The 22,245-nt window shown below is 61.3% G+C and carries 18 protein-coding genes, 5 tRNA genes and 1 pseudogene; 16 read left to right on the top strand and 8 right to left on the bottom strand.

Annotated elements, in window-relative coordinates; all coding sequences use genetic code 11:
* On the bottom strand, window positions 1-265 hold a 265-nt coding region (locus BT125_RS11770), incomplete at its 3' end, for a transposase (RefSeq protein ID WP_139271716.1).
* Between the two features lie 270 nt (window positions 266-535).
* Here BT125_RS11770 and BT125_RS30030 point away from each other — a divergent pair.
* Together BT125_RS30030 and BT125_RS30025 are read left to right on the top strand one after the other, a co-directional pair.
* A pseudogene (locus BT125_RS30030) lies at window positions 536-1,309 on the top strand (cache domain-containing protein); the annotation flags it as partial.
* Between the two features lie 84 nt (window positions 1,310-1,393).
* The gene (locus BT125_RS30025; protein ID WP_370873826.1) at window positions 1,394-2,215 is read left to right on the top strand and encodes a methyl-accepting chemotaxis protein; all 822 of its coding nucleotides are present in this window, start codon (window positions 1,394-1,396) and stop codon (window positions 2,213-2,215) included.
* A 285-nt stretch (window positions 2,216-2,500) separates the two neighbouring features.
* Here the strand turns inward: BT125_RS30025 and yegQ are convergent, their stop codons facing one another.
* Window positions 2,501-3,826: a prephenate-dependent tRNA uridine(34) hydroxylase TrhP gene (yegQ, locus tag BT125_RS11760; protein ID WP_072407078.1), complete on the bottom strand. Its 1,326-nt coding sequence runs from the start codon at window positions 3,824-3,826 to the stop codon at window positions 2,501-2,503.
* Window positions 3,827-3,973: 147 nt separating this feature from the next.
* Here yegQ and BT125_RS11755 point away from each other — a divergent pair, with 147 nt between their 5' ends.
* Window positions 3,974-5,035: an AI-2E family transporter gene (locus BT125_RS11755; RefSeq protein ID WP_072407056.1), complete on the top strand. Its 1,062-nt coding sequence runs from the start codon at window positions 3,974-3,976 to the stop codon at window positions 5,033-5,035.
* On the opposite strand, the gene BT125_RS11750 is transcribed toward BT125_RS11755, so the two are convergent.
* From BT125_RS11750 to BT125_RS11740, 3 genes are all read right to left on the bottom strand, one after another.
* Window positions 5,032-5,214, bottom strand: a complete 183-nt coding sequence (locus BT125_RS11750) for a hypothetical protein (RefSeq protein WP_046063464.1) — start codon at window positions 5,212-5,214, stop codon at window positions 5,032-5,034. The genes BT125_RS11755 and BT125_RS11750 overlap by 4 nt on opposite strands.
* An 89-nt stretch (window positions 5,215-5,303) precedes the next feature.
* Window positions 5,304-5,498, bottom strand: coding sequence for a hypothetical protein (locus BT125_RS11745; RefSeq protein ID WP_003203896.1), 195 nt, complete (start codon window positions 5,496-5,498; stop codon window positions 5,304-5,306).
* 248 nt (window positions 5,499-5,746) lie between these two features.
* A tRNA-Asn gene (locus tag BT125_RS11740) sits at window positions 5,747-5,822 on the bottom strand.
* Between the two features lie 236 nt (window positions 5,823-6,058).
* Between BT125_RS11740 and BT125_RS11735 the strand changes: the two genes are divergently transcribed.
* Entirely contained in the window at window positions 6,059-6,286 is a 228-nt protein-coding gene (locus tag BT125_RS11735) for a hypothetical protein (RefSeq protein ID WP_018612405.1), read from the top strand.
* 129 nt (window positions 6,287-6,415) lie between these two features.
* Here BT125_RS11735 and BT125_RS11730 read toward each other — a convergent pair whose 3' ends face one another.
* Entirely contained in the window at window positions 6,416-7,612 is a 1,197-nt protein-coding gene (locus tag BT125_RS11730; protein WP_072407054.1) for an amino acid aminotransferase, read from the bottom strand.
* 332 nt (window positions 7,613-7,944) lie between these two features.
* Here BT125_RS11730 and uvrB point away from each other — a divergent pair, with 332 nt between their 5' ends.
* The 11 genes from uvrB to BT125_RS11670 all read left to right on the top strand — a co-directional run bounded on the left by uvrB (window position 7,945) and on the right by BT125_RS11670 (window position 16,218).
* Window positions 7,945-9,960: an excinuclease ABC subunit UvrB gene (gene uvrB, locus BT125_RS11725; protein ID WP_060741432.1), complete on the top strand. Its 2,016-nt coding sequence runs from the start codon at window positions 7,945-7,947 to the stop codon at window positions 9,958-9,960.
* A gap of 224 nt (window positions 9,961-10,184) precedes the next feature.
* Window positions 10,185-11,666: a glutamate--tRNA ligase gene (gene gltX, locus BT125_RS11720; RefSeq protein WP_072407052.1), complete on the top strand. Its 1,482-nt coding sequence runs from the start codon at window positions 10,185-10,187 to the stop codon at window positions 11,664-11,666.
* Between the two features lie 146 nt (window positions 11,667-11,812).
* A tRNA-Ala gene (locus BT125_RS11715) sits at window positions 11,813-11,888 on the top strand.
* Window positions 11,889-11,967: 79 nt separating this feature from the next.
* Window positions 11,968-12,043: transfer RNA gene (locus BT125_RS11710), tRNA-Glu, on the top strand.
* 53 nt (window positions 12,044-12,096) lie between these two features.
* Window positions 12,097-12,172: transfer RNA gene (locus BT125_RS11705), tRNA-Ala, on the top strand.
* Between the two features lie 75 nt (window positions 12,173-12,247).
* Window positions 12,248-12,323: transfer RNA gene (locus tag BT125_RS11700), tRNA-Glu, on the top strand.
* 181 nt (window positions 12,324-12,504) lie between these two features.
* The gene (locus BT125_RS11695) at window positions 12,505-13,044 is read left to right on the top strand and encodes a TetR/AcrR family transcriptional regulator (RefSeq protein ID WP_058546579.1); all 540 of its coding nucleotides are present in this window, start codon (window positions 12,505-12,507) and stop codon (window positions 13,042-13,044) included.
* A 28-nt stretch (window positions 13,045-13,072) separates the two neighbouring features.
* Window positions 13,073-13,906 (top strand): alpha/beta fold hydrolase, encoded by an 834-nt coding sequence (locus BT125_RS11690; RefSeq protein WP_072407050.1) that lies wholly within the window; start codon window positions 13,073-13,075, stop codon window positions 13,904-13,906.
* An 84-nt stretch (window positions 13,907-13,990) separates the two neighbouring features.
* Window positions 13,991-14,440 (top strand): acyl-CoA thioesterase, encoded by a 450-nt coding sequence (locus BT125_RS11685; protein WP_072407048.1) that lies wholly within the window; start codon window positions 13,991-13,993, stop codon window positions 14,438-14,440.
* A gap of 246 nt (window positions 14,441-14,686) precedes the next feature.
* Window positions 14,687-15,646, top strand: coding sequence for a tRNA dihydrouridine synthase (locus tag BT125_RS11675; protein ID WP_072407044.1), 960 nt, complete (start codon window positions 14,687-14,689; stop codon window positions 15,644-15,646).
* 119 nt (window positions 15,647-15,765) lie between these two features.
* Entirely contained in the window at window positions 15,766-16,218 is a 453-nt protein-coding gene (locus BT125_RS11670) for an Hsp20 family protein (RefSeq protein ID WP_053123476.1), read from the top strand.
* Between the two features lie 207 nt (window positions 16,219-16,425).
* On the opposite strand, the gene BT125_RS11665 is transcribed toward BT125_RS11670, so the two are convergent.
* Both BT125_RS11665 and BT125_RS11660 read right to left on the bottom strand, forming a co-directional pair.
* Entirely contained in the window at window positions 16,426-19,704 is a 3,279-nt protein-coding gene (locus BT125_RS11665) for a PAS domain S-box protein (protein ID WP_072407042.1), read from the bottom strand.
* Window positions 19,705-19,773: 69 nt separating this feature from the next.
* Window positions 19,774-20,664, bottom strand: coding sequence for a LysR family transcriptional regulator (locus BT125_RS11660; RefSeq protein WP_072407040.1), 891 nt, complete (start codon window positions 20,662-20,664; stop codon window positions 19,774-19,776).
* Window positions 20,665-20,821: 157 nt separating this feature from the next.
* Between BT125_RS11660 and leuC the strand changes: the two genes are divergently transcribed.
* Entirely contained in the window at window positions 20,822-22,240 is a 1,419-nt protein-coding gene (leuC, locus tag BT125_RS11655) for a 3-isopropylmalate dehydratase large subunit (RefSeq protein WP_072407038.1), read from the top strand.
* The last annotated feature ends 5 nt before the right edge of the window (window positions 22,241-22,245 follow it).

Below are 22,245 nucleotides of genomic sequence, written 5' to 3'. Positions count from 1 at the left end.
CACTGGCCTTTTTTAGGATTTCAATGTCCAGGTCTTTTTGCCTGAGCAACGCTTTGAGCTGCTGAATTTCACGCTGATCAGCGGTAATCGCCTTGGCGCCCACCGGGGTTGAACCCAACCGCTCCTTACGAACCTGATCGACCCAGCGGCGAAGCGCCGTGGGCCCAATATCCAGGCTGGCGCAGACTTCGGGAACTGACTGTCCCTCGTCCAGCACCATGCTGGCCGCTTTGAGTTTGAACTCACTGGAGTAAGATTTACGCATAACCAAAACACCTCAGATTTGGGCGCCATCATAGCGCCCGATTGAAGTGTCCAAAATCATTAGGCCAGTTCAAGCTCGCTCCCACATGGTTTTTTGGGTGATCACAACATCTGCACGCGATACAAAAAACTGTGGGAGCGAGCTTGCTCGCGATGAGGCCCGTGCATTCAACGACTCTGCCGACGAACCGTTCACCTTGTCCTACAGTTTTGCCGTGCGGTGCCGTTAATACAGCTAACCACGCCAATAACACCAACAAGAGTGAACAGCATGCGCCTGAGCCTGAAGGCTAAAGTCCTGTCCCTTGCGATACTGCCGGTATTGCTGTCCGCCGTGATCATCAGCCTGACCACGGCTTTCATCTTGAAGGAACAAGCGGGTAAAGAGGTCCAACAGACTCGTGAGCGCCTGCTCAGCGAGGCCAAGGCCACGCTGCAGAACTACGTGGCGGTGGGCCTTACCGCGATCAAGCCGCTCTACGATGCCGCCGCGCCTGGCGATAACGAGGCGCGCGCCCAGGCGATCAAGCTGCTGTCGAATATCAGCTACGGCAAGGACGGCTACTTCTTCGGCTACGACTCCGAGACCATTCGTCTGTTCAAGGCCAACAGCCCCGATGGCGTGGGCAAGAGTTTCAAGGACAACCGCGACCCGAACGGTGTCTACGTCAACCGTGACCTGGTGAAAGTCGCCAAGGACGGAACGCATTATCTGGAATACAGCTCGCCACTGCCCGGCAGCAAGGACTTGGTGCCCAAGCTTGGCTACACCGAATACCTGCCCAAGTGGGACCTCGCGGTCGGTAGCTCGGTCAACCTGGACGGCATCGAAGCCCAGGTGGCACTGGTGGAGGCCAAGGTCCACGATCGCCTGCAAGGCGTGATCTTGAGCATCGTCGGGATCGCCGCGGTGGTGTTGCTGGTGATTGCGGTGGTGGGCCTGGTGCTCGCCAACACAATCCTGCGTCCCCTGCACCTGATGAAGGACAACCTCGACGACATCGCCGCGGGCGAGGGGGATTTGACCCGTCGGCTGACCATCACCAGCCAGGACGAGCTGGGCCAACTGGCCGGTTCGTTCAACCGCTTCGTCGACAAGATCCACGGCTTGGTGCGGCAGATCACCGACATGACTTCGCAACTGACCGGCCTGGTGACGCAAGTTTCCGAGCAGGCCCAGCGCTCGGAGCAGGCCATGGAACGTCAGCGCCACGAAACCGATCAGGTGGCCACGGCGATCAACGAGATGTCCTCGGCTGCCCAGGAAGTCGCGCGCAGTGCCCAGGGCGCCGCCGTCGCGGCCCAGCAGACCGACGAAGAAGGCCAGTCCGCCAAGCGCGTGGTGGCCGGCAGCATCCAGCAGATTCATGCTTTGGTGAACGATATTCGCAGCAGCGGCGTGTCCCTGGACAGCCTGCAGCAGGACGTGGCCTCGATCGTCAGTGTGCTCGGGGTGATTCGTTCGATCGCCGAACAGACCAACCTGCTGGCCCTCAACGCCGCCATCGAGGCTGCGCGTGCCGGCGAGGCGGGGCGGGGGTTCGCGGTGGTGGCCGATGAAGTGCGGGCCCTGGCCAGCCGGACCCAGCAGAGTACCCAGGAAATCCAGGGCATGATCGACCGGCTGCAATCCGGCACCCACGCGGCGGTGGAAGCGATGCGTCGTTCCAGCGAGGCCGGCGATGGCACCTCGGAGCGGGCCAACGAAGCGGGCGCCTCCCTTGACACCATGGCGCAGCTGATCGGCACCATCAACTCGATGAACGCCCAGATCGCCAGCGCCGCCGAAGAACAGACCGCGGTGGCCGAGGAAATCAACCGTAGCGTGCATCAGATCGCCGTGGCCGTGGACAGCGTCGCCGACGAAACCCAACTCGGCGCCCAGACCTCCCGCAGCCTGGCCGACCTGGGCCAGCGCCTGGGGCAACTGGTGGGGCAGTTCCGGATCTGACCCTCAGGAGCTGCCGAAGGCTGCGATCTTTCGCTCTCGATCCAGATGTTTTCACCTGGGCAACCGGGTCTTATCGGGAAAGAAGGATCGCAGCCTTCGGCAGTTCCTGCCGCGGGCCAAAAACCTGTTAGTTCGCAAATCCTGTCTTCACCACAAATCTCTGTGGGAGCGGGCTTGCTCGCGAAAGCGGTGTGTCGGTCAGTACATTCACTCCTGACAAACCGCTTTCGCGAGCAAGCCCGCTCCCACATTTGTTCGGTGGCGACTGTCTGATTTGGGGGGCTTCTACGCCTCCCGCACATCCCGCATCAACAACCCAAACCGCAGATCCACCGCATCCGGGATCGGCACGTAGACCACATGCCCATCCCCCGGTGCCACGTCGATGCTCTGGCCGTTGATGTTCTGCAATTGATGCAGGTCGAAGTGAAAGTTGCCCTTGGGGGTCATCAGTTCCATGTGATCGCCCAGACCAAAGCGGTTCTTGACCCGTACTTCAGCCAGGCGTTCGCGCCGCTCGCCGGTCAGTTCGCCGACGAACTGCTGGCGATCCGATACCGAGCTGCCGTTCTGGTAATTCTGGTATTCGTCGTGCACGTGACGTCTCAGAAAACCTTCGGTGTAGCCGCGTTGGGCCAAGGACTCCAGATCGGTCATCAGGCTGCGGTCGAATTCCCGACCGGCCACCGCGTCATCGATGGCCCGGCGATACACCTGGGTGGTGCGCGCGCAATAGAAGTGCGACTTGGTCCGGCCTTCGATCTTCAACGAATGCACGCCCATGCGCGCCAGGCGCTCGACGTGTTGCACGGCTCGCAGGTCCTTGGCATTCATGATGTAGGTGCCGTGCTCGTCCTCGAAGGCTGGCATCAAATCCTCGGGGCGGTTCGCCTCCTGGAGCAGAAACACCTGGTCGGTGGGCGAGCCGAGGCCCAGGGTCGGTTCGGGTTGGCAGATTTGCACAATGTCGCCCACGGCGTTTTCCATCGCCGGTTGCGCCGAATATTTCCAGCGACAGGCATTGGTGCAACTGCCCTGGTTGGCATCACGCTTGTTCATATAACCCGAGAGCAAGCAGCGCCCGGAGTAGGCCATGCACAGCGCCCCGTGGACGAACACTTCCAGCTCCATGGCCGGCACCTGTTCGCGGATCTCGGCGATTTCCTCCAGGGACAATTCACGGGACAAGATGATCCGGCTCAACCCCTGCCGCTGCCAGAACTCGACGCTCGCCCAGTTCACCGTATTGGCCTGTACCGACAGGTGAATCGGCATCGCTGGAAAATGCCGGCGAACCAGCATGATCAATCCCGGATCGGACATGATCAACGCATTCGGCCCCATCGCGATCACCGGCTCCAGGTCCTTGAGGAACGTGCGCAGCTTGGCGTTGTGCGGCGCGATGTTCACCACTACGTAGAAGCGCTTGCCCATGGCCTGTGCCTCGGCAATGCCCAAGGCCAGGTTCGCGTGGTCGAATTCGTTGTTGCGCACCCGCAGGCTGTAGCGCGGCTGGCCGGCGTACACCGCATCGGCACCGTAGGCGAAGGCATAGCGCATGTTTTTCAGGGTGCCGGCGGGCGCCAGCAGTTCGGGGGCGGCGAAGGTCATGGTGGGGTCAGGTCGCAAAAAGCGGGAAGGGTACGCCAGGGTCGGCCGGATTTTTTTGATCTGGATCAATGCGCAGCGCAAACGTGAAGGCACTCCGGCGAGTCCTGGCGGACTAATGTGTATCCCGCCTTTGGACATGGAAAGCTGATGAATCGAAAGATGCTGCAAAACAAAGCCCAGATGTTGCTCCTGGTGCTGGTCACGGTCGCCTTCATCTGGATCCTGCTGCCATTTTACGGCGCGGTGTTCTGGGCGGTAATCCTGGGTATCGTCTTTGCGCCGATGCAGCGCCGCCTGCAGTTGAAGTTTGGCTGGCACCGCAATGTCACCTCGCTGGCCACGTTGAGTATCTGTGTGGTCTGCGCGATCTTGCCGGTGGTCATCATCAGTACGTTGTTGGTCCAGGAAGGCGCGGCGCTGTACAAGAGCCTGGAAAGCGGCGAGCTGGACATTGCCGATTACCTGGCCCGCTTCAAGGATGCCTTGCCACCGTACTTCCAGCACCTGCTGGACCGCTTCGGCCTGGGCAACCTGAACGGCTTGCGCGACAAGATCGTCAAGAGCGCGATGCAGGGCAGCGAGTTCTTCGCCACCCAGGCCTTCAGTTTCGGCCAGGGCACTTTTCAGTTCCTGGTCAGCTTCTTCGTGATGATCTATCTGCTGTTCTTCTTTCTGCGCGATGGCGCGGAGCTGGTGCGCAAGGTGCGCATGGCCGTTCCCTTGGGGGAACATCAAAAGCGCCGCCTGCAGTTGAAGTTCAACCGGGTGGTGCGGGCCACGGTGAAAGGCAACCTGCTGGTCGCCATCAGCCAAGGTGCGCTGGGCGGATTGATTTTCTGGATCCTGGGGATCCCGACTGTGTTGCCCTGGGCGGTGCTGATGGCATTCCTGTCGTTGTTGCCGGCCGTGGGGGCGGGCCTCGTCTGGGCACCGGTGGCAGTGTATTTCCTGCTCTCGGGGGCGATCTGGCAGGGCGTGGTGCTGACGCTGTTCGGGGTGTTCGTGATTGGCCTGGTGGACAATTTCCTGCGGCCGATCCTGGTGGGCAAGGACACCAAGATGCCCGACTACATGGTGCTGGTCTCGACACTGGGCGGGCTGGCGGTGTTCGGGCTGAACGGCTTCGTGATCGGGCCGCTGATCGCCGCGCTGTTCATGTCCTGTTGGGCCTTGTTCGTCGAAAGCACGCCGCGTGTGCAGTTGCCCTAGGCTCTCAATAGGTAGGGACCGATGCGTTGCGACAGTGCCTGGGCGGCGGGCAGTGAAGTCAGCGGGCCGCTGATGGTCACGCCGTCTTGCACCAGGTACCAGCAGGCCAGCAGCCCGAGCTCCCGGAGTGGGGCGGGGACGGCGCTGCCAATGACAGACATGATTTGAACCTTGGGCATGGGAAACCTCCATCAATCGATGGGGTTACCTTACGGCCCAGGGGGAAGGACGGAAAATCAACTGGCTCAATAGTAGGAATCGATGCCGCTCAATCGACGACCAGATCGAGCATATGCACCACTTCCTGCTCGTTGAGCAGGCCCTTGCGGACCAGGTTTTCCGCCAGCAGGGAAAGGAACTTGGCGCTGCGGTGGCCTTCCAGTTGCTTGAGTTCGGTCAGTACGTTGTACACCTTGCTGGAGGTGCACAGGCCGACAATGCGATGGGGGTTTTGTGTGGGCATACCTTCGTCCTTGTTGTTTTGAAGCTGTTGTTGGCGGACAGAGCCAGTTTGCGGCCCTGTCATGACGCTCACGTGACAGCTTGGGTTGTCGGAAAAAGAAAGCAGGATCCGGACCATATTGCCTTTTTGACGCCGGATTATTGTTCCGGCAGCGACCTCGGCCAGACTTATATGGCCATCCACCTGTTTTTTCGCCCACAAAAAAGCCCCTGGATCTTTCGATCCGGGGGCTTTTTGGTGTTGCTGTCTGGCTCCACGACCTGGACTCGAACCAGGGACCCAGTGATTAACAGTCACTTGCTCTACCAACTGAGCTATCGCGGAATGGCGCGTATGTTACTGATTGGAAAAGAGAAGTCAAGCGTCTATTGGCGAACGGCGCATTCCAGATGTCCCATTGACGGTCAATCAGTGATTGGCAGTTACCGCAAGGGCGGGAGAGGGCTACCATGGTTGCCCGGAAGTGGCAGGACGCGCTGCCGGCCATTCGCCGACATTGAGGTACTCGCCATGAACCACCTGTTACCACTTCACACAGCCCGTTGCGCCGAGGTGTGCTTGTGAGCACCGCCCAGATCAGTTTGCCCAAGGGTGTGGGGCCTCACGCCGAGAAACTGTACGACGCCATCACCCAGGCGAGCACGGCCGAAGAATTGAACCGTGCCGGAGGCAAGGCCGAAGGGTTTGTCCTGGGGCTGGAAAGCACCAAGGCCATCAAGAGCCAGGTGGCCGAGTCGTTGTATGTCATCTATGACGATGCGGCGAGCCAGCGGGCGACGGAGTTGTAGTCGCGATGCATTTGCTCGTATAGGAAATGCGGGGCTGGATGAAGGTTCTGGTGTGTGCCTGTTTTCATGGGCTTAGACAGCCAAAAAAAACGGGAAGCCATGGCTTCCCGTTCTTCGTCCCAACGACCTTCAGATCACCTGGACGATGGCCTTGGTCACCGCATCGATGTTGTTCTGGTTCAGCGCGGCCACGCAGATGCGGCCGGTGTCCAGGGCATAGATGCCGAACTCGTTGCGCAGGCGCGTCACTTGTTCAACGGTCAGGCCGGAGTAGGAGAACATGCCGCTCTGGCGGGCGACGAAGCTGAAGTCATGCTGCGGGGCAGCCTTGGCCAGCATGTCGACCATCTGGTCGCGCATGCCGCGAATGCGCAGGCGCATTTCGCCCAGTTCGGCTTCCCACTGCGCCCGCAGCTCCGGGCTGTTGAGCACGGCGGCGACGATGCTGGCACCGTGGGTTGGAGGGTTGGAGTAGTTGGTGCGGATCACGCGCTTGACCTGGGACAGCACACGGGCACTTTCTTCTTTCGATTCGCTGACGATCGACAGGGCGCCGACGCGCTCGCCATACAGGGAGAACGACTTGGAGAACGAGCTGGAGGCGAAGAAGGTCAGCCCCGATTCGGCGAACAGGCGCACGGCCGCCGCGTCTTCGTCGATGCCTTCGCCAAAGCCCTGGTAGGCCATGTCCAGGAACGGCACGTGGTTCTTGGCCTTGACCACGGCCAGCACGTTTTTCCAGTCTTGCGGGCTCAGGTCCACGCCGGTGGGGTTGTGGCAGCAGGCGTGCAACACAACGATCGAACGGTCGGGCAGGGCGTTGAGGTCTTCCAGCAGGCCGCTGCGGTTCACGTCGTGGGTGGCGGCATCGTAGTAGCGGTAGTTCTGCACCGGGAAGCCGGCGGTTTCGAACAGGGCGCGGTGGTTCTCCCAGCTCGGGTCGCTGATGGCCACGACCGCGTCAGGCAGCAGTTGCTTGAGGAAGTCGGCACCGATCTTCAGTGCGCCAGTGCCGCCCACGGCCTGGGTGGTGATGACGCGCCCGGAGGCGATCAGCGGCGAATCCTTGCCGAACAGCAGGGTCTGCACAGCCTGGTCGTAGGCGGCAATGCCGTCGATTGGCAGGTAGCCACGGGAAACGTGCTGAGCCACGCGAATCGTCTCGGCCTCGACCACGGCGCGCAGGAGTGGAATGCGCCCCTCCTCGTTGCAGTAAACACCTACACCCAGGTTGACCTTATTGGTACGGGTGTCGGCGTTGAAAGCTTCGTTGAGGCCCAGGATGGGGTCGCGGGGTGCCAATTCGACAGCGGAAAACAGGCTCATTAGTGCGCGGCTCTGAATGGAGAATGAGGGGACGTGTGACGCTCCAGCCGAATGCACTAGAGCGGTGTACAAACGGGGAGCTAGTATAGAGGCCATCACCCGGCACGGCGACAGGCGATTCGGCTTTTAGGCTAAGTTTTTTCGATTTTTTTCGACCGTTAGTCCACTCGCCGCGTCAAAGTCTTCAAGGCGTGTAGGACGTTCGTCTTGAAAGCGAAGGCATTCACCTCCACATTGTGTGCATCCCAGCTTTTTCCTCGGGCGACACCCGTCGTTTCGGTCTTTCTCGTTCCTGTCGGCTGGCCGACAGGGGTGAATCCAGAGGTTATGTCATGTCTGAATTCCAGCTAGTCACCCGCTTCCAGCCCGCCGGCGATCAGCCGGAAGCCATTCGCCTGATGGTCGAAGGCATCGAGGCCGGGTTGGCGCACCAGACGTTGCTCGGTGTGACCGGCTCGGGCAAGACCTTCAGCATTGCCAACGTGATCGCCCAGGTCCAGCGCCCGACCCTGGTCCTGGCGCCGAACAAGACCCTGGCGGCGCAGCTGTATGGTGAATTCAAGGCGTTTTTCCCGAACAACGCCGTGGAGTACTTCGTTTCCTACTACGACTACTACCAGCCCGAGGCTTACGTGCCGTCGTCGGACACCTTCATCGAGAAGGATGCCTCGATCAACGACCACATCGAACAGATGCGACTGTCGGCGACCAAGGCGCTGCTCGAGCGCAAGGACGCGATCATCGTCACCACGGTTTCGTGCATCTACGGCTTGGGCAGCCCGGAAACCTATTTGAAGATGGTGCTGCACGTGGACCGCGGCGATAAACTCGACCAACGCGCCTTGCTGCGGCGCCTGGCGGACTTGCAGTACACCCGCAACGACATGGATTTCGCCCGGGCGACGTTCCGGGTGCGGGGCGATGTGATCGATATCTACCCGGCGGAATCGGATCTGGAAGCGATCCGCATCGAGCTGTTCGACGATGAAGTGGAGAGCCTCTCGGCGTTCGATCCGCTGACCGGCGAAGTGATCCGCAAGTTGCCGCGCTTCACCTTCTACCCCAAGAGCCACTACGTGACGCCACGGGAAACCCTGCTGGACGCCATTGAAGGGATCAAGGCTGAGTTGCAGGAGCGTTTGGAATACCTGCGCTCGAACAACAAGCTGGTGGAGGCCCAGCGGCTGGAGCAGCGGACCCGCTTCGACCTGGAGATGATTCTGGAGCTGGGCTACTGCAACGGCATCGAAAACTACTCGCGCTACCTGTCGGGCCGTCCGGCGGGTGCGCCGCCGCCGACCTTGTATGACTATCTGCCGGCCGATGCCTTGCTGGTGATCGACGAATCCCACGTCAGCGTGCCCCAGGTCGGCGCCATGTACAAAGGCGACCGTTCGCGCAAGGAAACCCTGGTGGAGTACGGCTTCCGCCTGCCTTCGGCGCTGGACAACCGGCCGATGCGTTTTGACGAATGGGAAAGCGTGAGCCCGCAGACGATTTTTGTCTCGGCCACCCCTGGCAACTACGAAGCCGAGCATGCCGGGCGGGTGGTCGAGCAAGTGGTGCGACCGACCGGGCTGGTGGACCCGCAAGTCGAGGTGCGTCCGGCGCTGACCCAGGTGGACGACCTGCTCTCGGAAATCAGCAAGCGCGTGGCCGTGGAGGAGCGGGTGCTGGTCACCACGCTGACCAAGCGCATGGCCGAAGACCTCACCGATTACCTGGCCGACCATGGTGTGCGGGTGCGTTACCTGCACTCGGACATCGACACGGTGGAGCGGGTCGAGATCATCCGCGACCTGCGCCTGGGCACCTTCGATGTGCTGGTGGGCATCAACCTGCTGCGCGAAGGCCTGGACATGCCGGAAGTGTCGCTGGTGGCGATTCTCGACGCCGACAAGGAAGGTTTCCTGCGCTCCGAACGCTCGTTGATCCAGACCATCGGTCGCGCGGCGCGTAATCTGAACGGCCGGGCGATTCTGTACGCTGACCGCATCACCGGCTCCATGGAGCGGGCCATCGGCGAGACCGAGCGCCGTCGTGACAAGCAGATCGCCTTCAACCTGGCCAATGGCATCACCCCCAAGGGCGTGTTCAAGGACGTCGCCGACATCATGGAAGGCGCCACCGTGCCAGGCTCGCGCAGCAAAAAACGCAAGGGCATGGCCAAGGCGGCCGAAGAGAGCGCCCGCTACGAGGCCGAACTGCGCTCCCCGAGCGAAATTACCAAGCGCATCCGGCAACTGGAAGAGAAAATGTACCAGCTGGCCCGGGACCTGGAGTTCGAAGCGGCGGCGCAATTGCGTGATGAGATTGGCAAGTTGCGAGAGCGGTTGCTGGCTGTCTGAGGTTGTGTGGCGACCTTAGGGGCCCATCGCGAGCAAGCTCGCTCCCACAGGGGATCATTGGGTGGCTCGATCGAACTGTGGGAGCGAGCTTGCTCGCGATGGGCGCGACTCGGTCTGACGGCTGGCCACACAAATCCCGCTCTCACTGGAGCCCGCCCGCCATCGCCTGTTACCATTCGCCCCCTGTTTGATCTTCGCTTTTTATATTCTTTCCGAGACATGCCATGACCACCGTCCGCACCCGCATCGCGCCTTCGCCCACTGGCGATCCCCATGTCGGCACCGCCTACATCGCTTTGTTCAACTATTGCTTTGCCAAGCAGCATGGCGGCGAGTTCATCCTGCGGATCGAGGACACCGACCAGTTGCGTTCGACTCGCGAGTCCGAGCAACAGATCTTCGATGCCTTGCGCTGGTTGGGGATCGACTGGAGCGAAGGCCCGGATGTCGGCGGCCCGCACGGTCCGTACCGCCAGAGCGAGCGTGGTGACATCTACAAGCAGTATTGCCAGCAGTTGGTGGACATGGGGCATGCGTTCCCGTGTTTCTGTACCGCCGAAGAGCTGGATCAGATGCGCGCCGAGCAGATGGCCCGCGGCGAAACCCCGCGCTACGACGGCCGGGCGCTGCTGCTGTCCAAGGAAGAAGTCGCCCGTCGCCTGGCGGCCGGCGAGCCCCATGTGATCCGCATGAAAGTGCCGAGCGAAGGCGTCTGCGTGGTGCCGGACATGCTGCGTGGCGATGTCGAGATCCCATGGGATCGCATGGACATGCAGGTGCTGATGAAGACCGACGGCCTGCCGACGTACTTCCTGGCCAATGTGGTCGACGATCATCTGATGGGCATCACCCACGTATTGCGCGGTGAGGAATGGCTGCCGTCGGCGCCGAAACTGATCCTGCTCTACGAATACTTCGGCTGGGAACAACCGCAGCTGTGCTACATGCCGCTGCTGCGTAACCCGGACAAGAGCAAGCTGTCCAAGCGCAAGAATCCGACCTCGGTGACGTTCTACGAGCGCATGGGCTTCATGCCCGAGGCGATGCTCAACTACCTGGGGCGCATGGGCTGGTCGATGCCGGACGAGCGCGAGAAGTTCTCGCTGCAGGAAATGGTCGAGCATTTCGACCTGTCGCGGGTCTCCCTGGGCGGGCCGATCTTCGATATCGAGAAGCTGTCGTGGCTCAACGGCCAGTGGCTGCGGGACCTGCCGGTGGAAGAGTTCGCCGCGCGTGTGCAGAAGTGGGCGTTGAACCCTGAATACATGATGAAGATCGCGCCCCATGTGCAGGGCAGGGTAGAGACCTTCAGCCAGATTGCTCCGCTGGCCGGCTTCTTCTTTGCCGGTGGCGTGACGCCGGACGTGAAGCTGTTCGAGTCCAAGAAGCTCTCCGGCGACCAGGTACGCCAGTTGATGCAACTGATCCTGTGGAAGCTCGAAAGCCTGCGTCAGTGGGAGAAGGACAGCATCACCGCGACCATCCAGGCCGTGGTCGAGTCCTTGGAGTTGAAACTGCGCGACGCCATGCCGCTGATGTTCGCCGCTATTACTGGCCAGGCCAGTTCGGTATCGGTGCTCGATGCGATGGAGATTCTCGGGCCGGACCTGACCCGTTTCCGCCTGCGCCAGGCCATCGATCTGCTCGGTGGCGTGTCGAAGAAGGAGAACAAGGAGTGGGAAAAACTGTTGGGCGCGATCGCGTAAGCACTCGATGAGGCAGGACATACCCCGGTTTTCCGGGGTTTGTCGGTAAGTGATTGTTATCCCGGCAAAAAATTTTCAAATTTGTTGAAAATAAATTTGACAGACCTCCGATACGCCCTTAAGATTCGCCCCGTCCTCAGCGATGAGGGGCTATAGCTCAGCTGGGAGAGCGCTTGCATGGCATGCAAGAGGTCGACGGTTCGATCCCGTCTAGCTCCACCAATTTACACTTCGAGGCCTGGCCACACCGGTCTTGAAGCGATCAACACTCAGCGTTGATCAGTTGTATAGAAGGGTTTGCGTCCCCTTCGTCTAGTGGCCTAGGACACCGCCCTTTCACGGCGGTAACAGGGGTTCGAGTCCCCTAGGGGACGCCAGTTTTACAGAAGCGATGTTGCAAGATGTCGCTCCGCCGCGAGGCGAAAAATCCGGGGCTATAGCTCAGCTGGGAGAGCGCTTGCATGGCATGCAAGAGGTCGACGGTTCGATCCCGTCTAGCTCCACCAATTACAGGTTCAAGGTTTGGCCACACCGGCCTTGAATCGATCAGTTCTCAGCGCTGATCAAGTCAGAAGGTTTGTGTCCCCTTCGTCTAGTGGCCTAGGACACCGCCCTTTCACGGCGGTAACAGGGGTTCGAGTCCCCTAGGGGACGCCACGATTACCCGCTCTGCGGGATTTTATAAGGGTCATTCAATTCTTGAATGGCCCTTTTGTTTGTCTGGCGTTTGGCCAATTCCCTTATCCTTTGAAAAAGTCTTCTGACCAGCGGTGAACATTTCCGCTTGCGGAAAATTATTACATGGATAATATTTCAGTCGTAATATTCGGAGGCGACGATGAGCGATAAAAAGGCACAAACCCGTGAACGCATTCTCAAGGCCGCCAGCGATGCGCTGATCCAGCGTGGGCCGGCAGAGCCGAGCGTGGGCGAGGTGATGGGTGCGGCCGGGCTGACGGTGGGCGGCTTTTACGCCCATTTCGAAAGCAAGGATGCCTTGATGCTGGAGGCTTTCAAGCAATTGCTCAATCGGCGTCGCGGCTTGATCGCCGATATGGACGGTGAGCTGACAGGTGAGGAGCGGCGTGCGTTGGTCGCCGCGTTCTATCTGTCCCGAAAGCACCGCGACTCCACCGAGCAAGCCTGCCCGATTCCGGCGTCGGTCGGCGAACTTGGGCGACTGCCGGATGCGTTTCGTGAGGTGCTCAATGAGCATATCGAGTTGATGGTCGCGCAATTGGCGGCCAGCCCGGAGGACGCCGACAAGGCCCTGGCCGACATCGCCTTGATGGTCGGTGGCCTGGCCCTGGCGCGGGCATTGGGCCCGGGAGAGTTATCGGATCGTTTGCTGCGCGCTGCCAAGTCGGCGGTGCGTTGAGCTGAGGCGCAAGCCCTGGAGATGAGCGATGGACAGGTTGAGCTGGATACGTAGTGTCAATGGCACGCTTGGCTGGGTGGCTCCGCGCCTGGTGGCGAAGCAGATGCGTTCGCTGTTCATGCGCCCTCGAAACTTGCCGCCGCGGGATTGGGAGCTGCCGTTGCTGGCGACGTCCGAACGTATCACTTTGCGTTTCGGTCTCTCGGCCTTGCGCTGGGGCAAAGGCCCGGCGGTCTTGTTGATGCACGGTTGGGAAGGGCGGCCGACCCAGTTCGCGGCGCTGATCACGGCCCTGGTGGGCGCTGGTTACACGGTCGTGGCGCTGGACGGTCCGGCCCACGGGCGTTCGCCGGGGCGCGAGGCGAATGTCCTATCGTTCGCCAGGGCGATGCTTGAAGCCGCCGCCGAGCTGCCGCCGTTGCAGGCGGTGATCGGGCATTCCATGGGCGGTGCCAGCGCCATGCTGGCTGTCCAGTTGGGATTGTGTACCGAGACGCTGGTCAGCATCGCCGCGCCCGCTCGCATTCTTGGGGTGCTGCGCGGTTTCTCTCGGATGATGGGGCTGCCGCCCAAGGCGCGTTCGGCCTTTATTCGCCAGGTGGAAAGCGACGTGGGCATGCCCGCTTCGAAGATGGATGTGGCGCATTACCAGTTGGACGTGCCGGGGTTGATCGTCCATGCCGAGGATGACACTTCGGTCTCGGTCAAGGAGTCGCAATTGATTCATGAGGCCTGGTTCGACAGTCGGCTGCTGCGACTGCCACAGGGCGGGCATCAGCGGGTGCTGGCCGATCCTCGTGTCATTGATGGGGTGTTATCACTGTTGGCCGGTCGCAGCCTGCAAGCGCGGCAATCGGCTTGAGCGGTGGGAGCAAGGCTTGCCCGCGATGGCGGTCGAGCTCGGATCCGTTACACTGCCCCATCCAAATTCGACCGGGAGAGGGGCATGGGCTGGGATCGGGCAACGCGATTCATCATTGATCTTCAGGTCAATGCCGAAGACATCGACGGGCTGGGCCACGCCAACAACGCGGTATACGTCACCTGGCTCGAGCGCTGTGCCTGGCGCCATTCCCAGCGCCTGGGCCTGGATCTGGTGGAGTATCGACGCCTGGACCGGGCCATGGCGGTGGTGCGGCATGAAATCGATTACCTGGCGGCCGCCTATGAAGGCGACGAACTGCAATTGGCAACCTGGATCGTCGACTGGGACCAGCGCCTGAAAATGACCCGGCATTTCCAGCTGGTCCGTCCCAGCGACAACGCCACGTTGCTGCGGGCCCAGACCACCTTCGTCTGCATCGAGCTGTCCACTGGCCGGCCCAAGCGTATGCCGCAGGAATTCATCGAGGGGTATGGTCCCGCCCTGGAACCGTCCGGCATCCTCATGGACTGACCCACCGCCATCGCGAGCAAGCTCGCTCCCACAGGGTTTGGTGGTGGACTCCAATTCCGTGAACACCCTGGAGCCAGGGTGGGAGCGGGCTTGCTCGCGAAGGCGGTGGTAAATTCAATATCAATGCAAACTGACCCACCGCTTTCGCGAGCAAGCCCGCTCCCACACAGGATTTGTGCTGAATGCCGGATATGTGGGCAAAATCCGGTAAACTGCCGCACGTTTTTTCGTTGAGTGTATGTTTCCATGCAAATTGCCCTGGCGCCCATGGAGGGGTTGGTCGACAACATCCTGCGGGACGTCCTGACCCGTGTTGGCGGTATCGACTGGTGTGTCACCGAGTTCATCCGTGTCAACGATCGGCTGCTCACGCCGGCCTATTTCCATAAGCTCGCCCCTGAGCTGCTGACCGGTGCCCAGACCGCTGCCGGTGTGCCGTTGCGGGTGCAGTTGCTCGGCTCCGATCCGGTGTGCCTGGCGGAAAACGCGGCGTTGGCATGCGAGCTGGGCTCAGAGGTGATCGACCTTAATTTCGGTTGCCCGGCCAAGACCGTGAACAAATCCCGGGGCGGGGCGGTGTTGCTCAAGGAGCCGGAACTGCTCAACGAAATCGTCGAACACGTGCGCCGTGCGGTGCCGAAGCACATCCCCGTCACCGCCAAGATGCGCCTGGGTTTCGATAGCCCGGACGGCGCGCTGGTCTGTGCCACGGCGTTGGCCGAAGGCGGCGCGGCGCACATCGTGGTGCATGCGCGGACCAAGGTCGATGGCTACAAGCCTCCGGCCCATTGGGAGTGGATCCCCCGCGTGCAGGAAGTGGTCAAGGTGCCGGTGTTCGCCAATGGCGATATCTGGAGCGTGGAGGATTGGCGCCGTTGCCGCGAAATCAGCGGTGTCGAAGACATCATGCTCGGTCGCGGCCTCGTTTCCCGCCCTGACCTGGCCCGGCAGATCGCCGCCGCCCGGGCTGGCGAGGACGTGGTCGAGATGTCCTGGGCCGAGTTGCAACCGATGCTCCATGACTTTTGGCAGCAAGTGGTCGAACAGTTGACGCCGCGCCAGGCCCCGGGCCGGTTGAAGCAGTGGCTGGCGATGCTGACCCGCAATTACCCCGAAGCGGTGGAGCTTTTTACCGCGCTGCGCCGGGAAACCGACCTGGACGCGGTGGGGCATTTATTGGGTGTGCGGCGCACCGAAGCGGCCTGAAAAAAATTCGAAAAAACCTCTTGAAAAGTTTTTGGCGGACCCTAGATAGGGGTTACGCGATGCCGAATTCGGGTCGCGGAGACAAAAAAACTTGCTGAATTTTTCAGGAGATTTGAATCATGAGTACTGCATTTTCGCTGGCCCCTCTGTTCCGTTCCTCGGTCGGCTTCGATCGCTTCAACGACTTGTTCGAAACCGCCCTGCGCAACGAACCGGGCAGCAGCTATCCACCTTACAACGTGGAAAAACATGGTGATGACGAGTACCGCATCGTGGTCGCCGCCGCCGGGTTCCAAGAAGAAGACCTGGACCTGCAAGTGGAAAAAGGTGTGCTGACCATCAGTGGCGGCAAGCGTGAAGCCAGCAACGACAGCGTCACCTTCCTGCACCAGGGCATTGCCCAGCGTGCGTTCAAGCTGTCCTTCCGGTTGGCCGATCATATCGAGATCAAGTCCGCCGGCCTGCGTAACGGTCTGTTGAGCATCGACCTGTTGCGAGTGGTTCCGGAAGAGGCGAAAGCCAAGCGCATCCCGATCAACGGTGCGCAGCAGCAACCTGCGCTGCAAAACTGATGCATCGCAACTGAAGAAGGGCGCCAAATGGCGCCCTTCTTCATTCTGGAGATCAGTGGAAGACTCATTGTGGCGAGGGGATTTATCCCCGTTGGCTGCGAAGCGGCCCCAAAAAAGAACAGCCGACGCTGTTTAGCCTGACACACCGAGGCGACTGCTTTAGGGCTGCTTCCCAGCCCAGCGGGGATAAATCCCCTCGCCATACAGTTACGGCAACAACCGCTCAAACGCCTCCAGTGGCAACGGCCGGCTGTGCAAATAGCCTTGGTACAGATGGCAACCAAGCCCTTGCAGGAAGTGCAACTGCTCCAGGGTCTCCACGCCTTCGGCGATCATCACCAGGTTGAGGCTGCGGGCCATGGCGACGATGGCGCGGATGATTTCTGCATCGTTGGGGTCGCTGGTGGCGTCGCGCACGAATGACTGGTCGATTTTCAGCGTGTCCACCGGCAGGCGCTTGAGGTAGGTCAACGACGAGTAACCGGTGCCGAAATCGTCCATGGCGAAGCCCACACCCAATTTCTTGAGCCGGCGCATCTTGGCGATGGTGTCGTCCAGGTTCTGGATCACGATGCCTTCGGTGATCTCCAGCTTCAGCAGCGAGCAGGGCAGGCCGTGGGTGGCCAGACTGTTTTCGATGCGTTCGACGAAGTCGCTCTGGCGGAATTGTCGTGGGCTGATGTTCACGCACAGGCTGAATCGCTGCGGATCGATCTTGCCCCTGGCGATCAATTGCTTGAAGCCGTCGCAAGCTTCATCGAGGATCCAGGTCCCGACTTCTAGGATCAGGCCACTGTCCTCCAGCACTTTGATGAATTCGTTGGGCGATTGGGCGCCGAGCTCCGGGTGATGCCAGCGCACCAAGGCTTCGGCGCCGATGATGCGGTTGTCCCGGGCATCGACCTGAGGCTGGAAATGCACGCTGAACTCGCCACGGGCCAGGGCCAGGCGCAGGTCGGTTTCCATGCGCAAGCGTTCGCTGGCGGCTTTTTGCATGGTTGTGTGAAACATCTGCGAGGTGTTGCGTCCCGAGTCCTTGGCGCGATACAGCGCAATGTCGGCGCGCTTGAGCAAATCGGTAGGGGTGGAGCCGTGGTCGGGAATCAGCGCGATACCGATGCTCGGCGTGACCTGCAATCGCTGGCCATCGAGAAACATCGGTTCCGAAAGCAGTTCACGCAGGGTGTCGGCCAGGGCCTGCACTTGCTTGCTGACCTCGTTGCGCGAGCCCTCCAGGCCGCTGAGCAGCACCACGAACTCATCGCCACCCAGCCGCGCCACGGTGTCTTCCAGGCGCACGCTGGCTTCCAGGCGCGCGGTGATGATTTTCAGCACGGTGTCGCCCACGGGGTGACCCAGGGAGTCGTTGATGTGCTTGAAGTGGTCCAGGTCTAGAAACAGCAGGGCGCCGCGCAAGTTGTGGCGCTTGAGCAGGGCGATCTGCTGGCTCAGGCGGTCCATCAGCAAGGCCCGGTTGGGCAGGTTGGTCAACGGGTCGTGGTAGGCCAGGTGACGGATCTGCGCTTCGGCATTACGCAACAGGCTCACGTCTCGGGCGGTCAGTAGCAGGCACTCGGTTTCATTGAGGGTGATGGGCTCGACCGACACCTCCACCGTGAGGATTTCCCCCCGTTTATTGCGCCCGAGCATCTCCTGGTGGTGCACGCGGCCCTTGAGTTGCAATTCGGCCAGCAGGGCGGCGCGTTGTTTTTCTTCGGCCCAGATCCCTACCTCGTAGACCGTATGCCCAATCACTTCATCGGCGCGGTAGCCGGTCAACCGGCAGAAGCCGTCGTTGACCTCAAGGTAGCGACCGCTTTCGTGTTCGGTGATGGTGATGGCGTCGGGGCTGGAATGGAACGCCTTGGCGAATTTCTCTTCACTGGCCTTCAGGGCGGCTTCGGAGCGTTGCTGCTGCGTGATGTCGCGCAAGGTCGTGACGACGCATGGCTGGTTGCCGACGTTGATTTGCCGGCTGGAAATCACACAGGTCAGTGGCTGGCCGTTCTTGTGGTGAACGATGATGGCGACATTGTTCAGCGATTGTTCGCGTATCACCCGTTCGATGCGTTGCAGGCTGCTGCCCGAGCCACCCCAGAGGCCGATTTCGTCGGCGCTGAGGCCAATCACGTCGCTGGTGGTCCAGCCGAAGGTCTGGGTGAAACTGGAGTTGATCTCGAGGAACCGCCCGCTGTCTTGGTGGGTGACGCAGATCGGGTCGGGACTGACCTGGAACAGCGTGGCGAATTTCTCTTCCGAGGCGGCCAGGCTTTGTTCGCGCTCCACCTGGTCGGTGATGTCCAGCAAGGTCCCGGCCATGCGCAAGGGGCTGCCGTCGTCATTGCGGTAGAGGCGGGCGCGGCTTTCCAGGTAGCGCGAGCTGCCGTCGGGCAGTTGCACGCGGTAGGTCAATTGATAATTGCCCGCCGGGCCTTCCCGCAGGCTGCGATAGGCGTTGCGCATGTTGTTGCGTTCTTCCGTGGGAACCCCTTCGAAAAACGCATCGAATGATTCGTGGAACGGCTTGGGATCCAGGCCATGGAGTTGCGCGGCCCGGGCCGAGCCGTAGAGCATGCCGCTGGGAATGTGCCAGTCCCAGGTGCCCAGTTGCGCCGAGTCGAGGGCCAGGTCCAGGCGTTCCTGGCTGTCCTTGAGGGCCTGCTCGGCGAGCTTGCGCTCGGTGGTGTCGAGGAACGTGCTCAGCAGGTACGGCTGGCCTTCGAGCTCGACTTTCTGTGCGCTCAGAATGCCGTTATGAATCTGGCCGTTGCTGGCCCGGAACTCCACTTCCATGCTGACCAGTTCGCCCTTGGCCTTGGTTGCCTCCACCAGTTTCGCCCGCTGCTTGGGGTCAACCCACAGGCCCAGTTCCAGGGTGGTACGGCCGATCACGTCATGCACCGGCCAACCGAACAGGCTTTCGAAATACTGGTTGGCCTCGCTGATCAGCCCGTCTTCCTGGCGGGTCAGCAAGACCATGTTCGGGCACAGATGAAAGAGCGTGGCGAAGCGTTTTTCCGAGCTGCGCAGCGCCTGTTCCCGCTCGCGCTGATGGGTGATTTCACGAATCACCCCGATCATGCGCGGCCGGCCATGTTTGTCGGGTAGCACGCTGCCACTGATTTCCAGCCAGTGCAGGCTGCCGTCGGGCCAGACGATGCGGTGATGCATCGCCTGTTCCAGCGGCGCTCCGGCCACTGCCGCGTGAAAGGCGCGCACGGCCCTGGCCCGGTCTTCGGGCAACAGCAGGTCGAGGTAGTCCACGTCCGCCGGCAAGGGTTGGCGCGGATCGAAGCCGAACAGCGCCTGGGTGCCGCGGGACCAACTGATCTGGCCGCTGTCGATGTCCCACGACCAGGCGCCCAGCCGTGCACCGTTCAGGGCGGCCAGCAATTGTGGTGCGCTGTCCCAGCTTTGCTCGGACCGCTTCGGGTCGAGCGCCTGAATACGCGGCAGGGGCGGGAGATGGTCAGCAGGTTTGGGCATTTCTAGCGAGCCTTGAGCGGTTTTGGGCATTAAGCACAAGCATTCAAGGCCCTACAGGCGCGGCACAACCTATGCCTTTGTCCCTGGCAAATCGATTTGTGCGTCCAGTAAGGCCATGAAAGCCCGTGCGGCATTCGATAGCGTCCGTTCGGTGTGCAAGATATAGCCTAGCTGGCGACTGAGCTGTATGCCCGGCAAAGGAATGCGCGCGACCTGTTCGTCGAGCATGGTGCGCGGCAGGACGCTCCAGGCCAGGCCGATGGAAACCATCATCTTTATGGTTTCCAGATAATTCGTACTCATGGCGATATTTGGCGTCAGGCCCTGGGCCTCGAACAACCGTTGCACGATGTGGTGGGTAAAGGTGTTGCCCCCCGGGAACACCGCCGGATGCAAGGCAATGTCGGCCAGGCTCACCGCGCTGTTTTCCAGCAGCGCATGCTCCGGGGCGACCACGAAATCCAGGGGGTCGTCCCACACCGGCGTGGCCCTTACCAGCGCGTGGGGCTCGGGAGCGAGGGTGATGACGGCCAGTTCCGCCCGGCCATGGAGGATTTCTTCGTAGGCCACTTCCGAATCCAGGAACTGGATGTCTAGCGCCACCTGGGGATAACGCCGGGTGAACTCCCGCAATAAAGGCGGCAGGCGGTGCAGCCCGATGTGGTGGCTGGTGGCGAGCGTCAGGCGCCCGGTCACCTCGCCGGTCAGGTTGGTCAGGGCGCGGCGCGTGTCGTCCAGCACGTTGAGGATCTGGTAGGCCCTTGGCAACAGAGCCCGGCCGGCCTCGGTCAGGCCCACCTCACGGCCCAGGCGGTCGAACAGGCGTACCTTGAGTTGTTGTTCGAGGCCGGCAATGCGCTTGCTGATGGCTGGCTGGGTCAGGTGCAGGCGTTCGCCGGCGCCGGAGAAACTGCCTGTCTCGGCGATGGCAATAAAGGCGTTGAGGTTGGCAAGGTCCATGGCGGTTCCGGTCGGATTCCAGTTGGTTATGCAAAGCATGAAAAATATGAATTTGAGTTATTTAATGTAACCCCATAGGATCAGCCTCACAAGCCAAGGGGTTATTGATTCGTTCAAGGCCCGGGGCATAGAAACAAGCTGATGAGGAAACCGTCTGATGGCCGGCAAAACGCTCTACGACAAGCTCTGGGATTCGCATTTGGTCAAGCAGCGCGACGATGGCTCGGCGCTGATCTATATCGATCGTCACATCATTCACGAAGTGACGTCGCCGCAAGCCTTCGAAGGCCTGCGCCTGGCCGGGCGCAAGCCGTGGCGCATCGATGCCAACATCGCGACCCCGGACCACAACGTACCGACCACGCCGGAGCGCAAGGGCGGCATCGAAGCCATTGCCGACCAGGTCTCGCGCCTCCAGGTCCAGACCCTCGACGATAACTGTGACGAATACGGCATCGTTGAATTCAAGATGAACGATGTGCGCCAAGGCATCGTCCACGTCATCGGCCCGGAGCAGGGCGCGACCTTGCCGGGTATGACTGTGGTCTGCGGCGACTCGCACACCTCGACCCACGGTGCTTTCGGCGCCCTGGCCCATGGCATCGGCACGTCCGAGGTCGAGCACGTGCTCGCCACCCAGTGCCTGGTCGCCAAGAAAATGAAAAACATGCTGGTGCGCGTCGAAGGCAAGTTGCCGTTCGGCGTGACCGCCAAGGACATCGTCCTGGCCGTGATCGGCAAGATCGGCACCGCTGGCGGTAACGGCCATGCCATCGAGTTCGCTGGCAGCGCGATCCGCGACTTGTCCGTCGAAGGCCGCATGACCATTTGCAACATGTCCATCGAGGCCGGTGCCCGCGTCGGCCTGGTGGCCGCCGATGAAAAAACCGTGGAATACGTCAAGGGCCGTCCGTTCTCGCCCAAAGGCGCGGAATGGGACATGGCGGTCGAGGCCTGGAAAGACCTGGTTTCCGATGTCGATGCCAAGTTCGACACGGTGGTCGAGCTCGACGCGACGCAGATCAAGCCGCAAGTCAGCTGGGGCACTTCCCCGGAAATGGTCTTGGCCGTGGACCAGAACGTGCCGGATCCGGCCAAGGAAATGGACTTGGTCAAGCGCGACTCCATCGTCCGTGCCTTGAAGTACATGGGCTTGAGCGCCAACCAGGCGATCACTGACATCCAGCTCGATCGCGTGTTCATCGGCTCCTGCACCAACTCGCGGATCGAAGACCTGCGCGCCGCTGCGGTGATCGCCAAGGGTCGCAAGGTGGCCTCGACCATCAAGCAGGCCATCGTGGTGCCGGGCTCGGGCCTGGTGAAGGCCCAGGCCGAAGCGGAAGGGCTGGACAAGATTTTCCTCGAGGCCGGTTTCGAATGGCGTGAGCCGGGGTGCTCGATGTGCCTGGCGATGAACCCTGACCGCCTGGAGTCGGGCGAGCATTGCGCTTCCACCTCCAACCGTAACTTCGAAGGCCGTCAAGGCGCCGGTGGCCGTACGCACCTGGTGAGCCCGGCCATGGCCGCCGCGGCGGCCGTCAACGGCCGTTTCGTCGACGTCCGCGAATTGATCTGAAGGAG

Origin of the sequence: Pseudomonas sp. NFACC04-2 (genome assembly GCF_900119265.1) — a bacterium.
Classification (GTDB): domain Bacteria; phylum Pseudomonadota; class Gammaproteobacteria; order Pseudomonadales; family Pseudomonadaceae; genus Aquipseudomonas; species Aquipseudomonas fluorescens_AA.
Note: the sequence above shows the minus strand (reverse complement) of the source record. Positions and strands in the feature narration are given on the sequence as shown.

What these genes read in the sequence shown, in the direction of transcription:
- BT125_RS11665 (WP_072407042.1), bottom strand. Translation starts at nt 19,704, where the DNA reads ATGCCCAAACCTGCTGACCATCTCCCGCCCCTGCCGCGTATTCAGGCG.
- leuC (WP_072407038.1), top strand. Translation starts at nt 20,822, where the DNA reads ATGGCCGGCAAAACGCTCTACGACAAGCTCTGGGATTCGCATTTGGTC.
- uvrB (WP_060741432.1), top strand. Translation starts at nt 7,945, where the DNA reads ATGTCTGAATTCCAGCTAGTCACCCGCTTCCAGCCCGCCGGCGATCAG.
- BT125_RS11750 (WP_046063464.1), bottom strand. Translation starts at nt 5,214, where the DNA reads ATGCCCAAGGTTCAAATCATGTCTGTCATTGGCAGCGCCGTCCCCGCC.
- BT125_RS11685 (WP_072407048.1), top strand. Translation starts at nt 13,991, where the DNA reads ATGGGCTGGGATCGGGCAACGCGATTCATCATTGATCTTCAGGTCAAT.
- BT125_RS11660 (WP_072407040.1), bottom strand. Translation starts at nt 20,664, where the DNA reads ATGGACCTTGCCAACCTCAACGCCTTTATTGCCATCGCCGAGACAGGC.
- BT125_RS30025 (WP_370873826.1), top strand. Translation starts at nt 1,394, where the DNA reads ATGACTTCGCAACTGACCGGCCTGGTGACGCAAGTTTCCGAGCAGGCC.
- BT125_RS11730 (WP_072407054.1), bottom strand. Translation starts at nt 7,612, where the DNA reads ATGAGCCTGTTTTCCGCTGTCGAATTGGCACCCCGCGACCCCATCCTG.
- gltX (WP_072407052.1), top strand. Translation starts at nt 10,185, where the DNA reads ATGACCACCGTCCGCACCCGCATCGCGCCTTCGCCCACTGGCGATCCC.
- BT125_RS11675 (WP_072407044.1), top strand. Translation starts at nt 14,687, where the DNA reads ATGCAAATTGCCCTGGCGCCCATGGAGGGGTTGGTCGACAACATCCTG.
- BT125_RS11670 (WP_053123476.1), top strand. Translation starts at nt 15,766, where the DNA reads ATGAGTACTGCATTTTCGCTGGCCCCTCTGTTCCGTTCCTCGGTCGGC.
- BT125_RS11695 (WP_058546579.1), top strand. Translation starts at nt 12,505, where the DNA reads ATGAGCGATAAAAAGGCACAAACCCGTGAACGCATTCTCAAGGCCGCC.
- BT125_RS11755 (WP_072407056.1), top strand. Translation starts at nt 3,974, where the DNA reads ATGAATCGAAAGATGCTGCAAAACAAAGCCCAGATGTTGCTCCTGGTG.
- BT125_RS11745 (WP_003203896.1), bottom strand. Translation starts at nt 5,498, where the DNA reads ATGCCCACACAAAACCCCCATCGCATTGTCGGCCTGTGCACCTCCAGC.
- yegQ (WP_072407078.1), bottom strand. Translation starts at nt 3,826, where the DNA reads ATGACCTTCGCCGCCCCCGAACTGCTGGCGCCCGCCGGCACCCTGAAA.
- BT125_RS11690 (WP_072407050.1), top strand. Translation starts at nt 13,073, where the DNA reads ATGGACAGGTTGAGCTGGATACGTAGTGTCAATGGCACGCTTGGCTGG.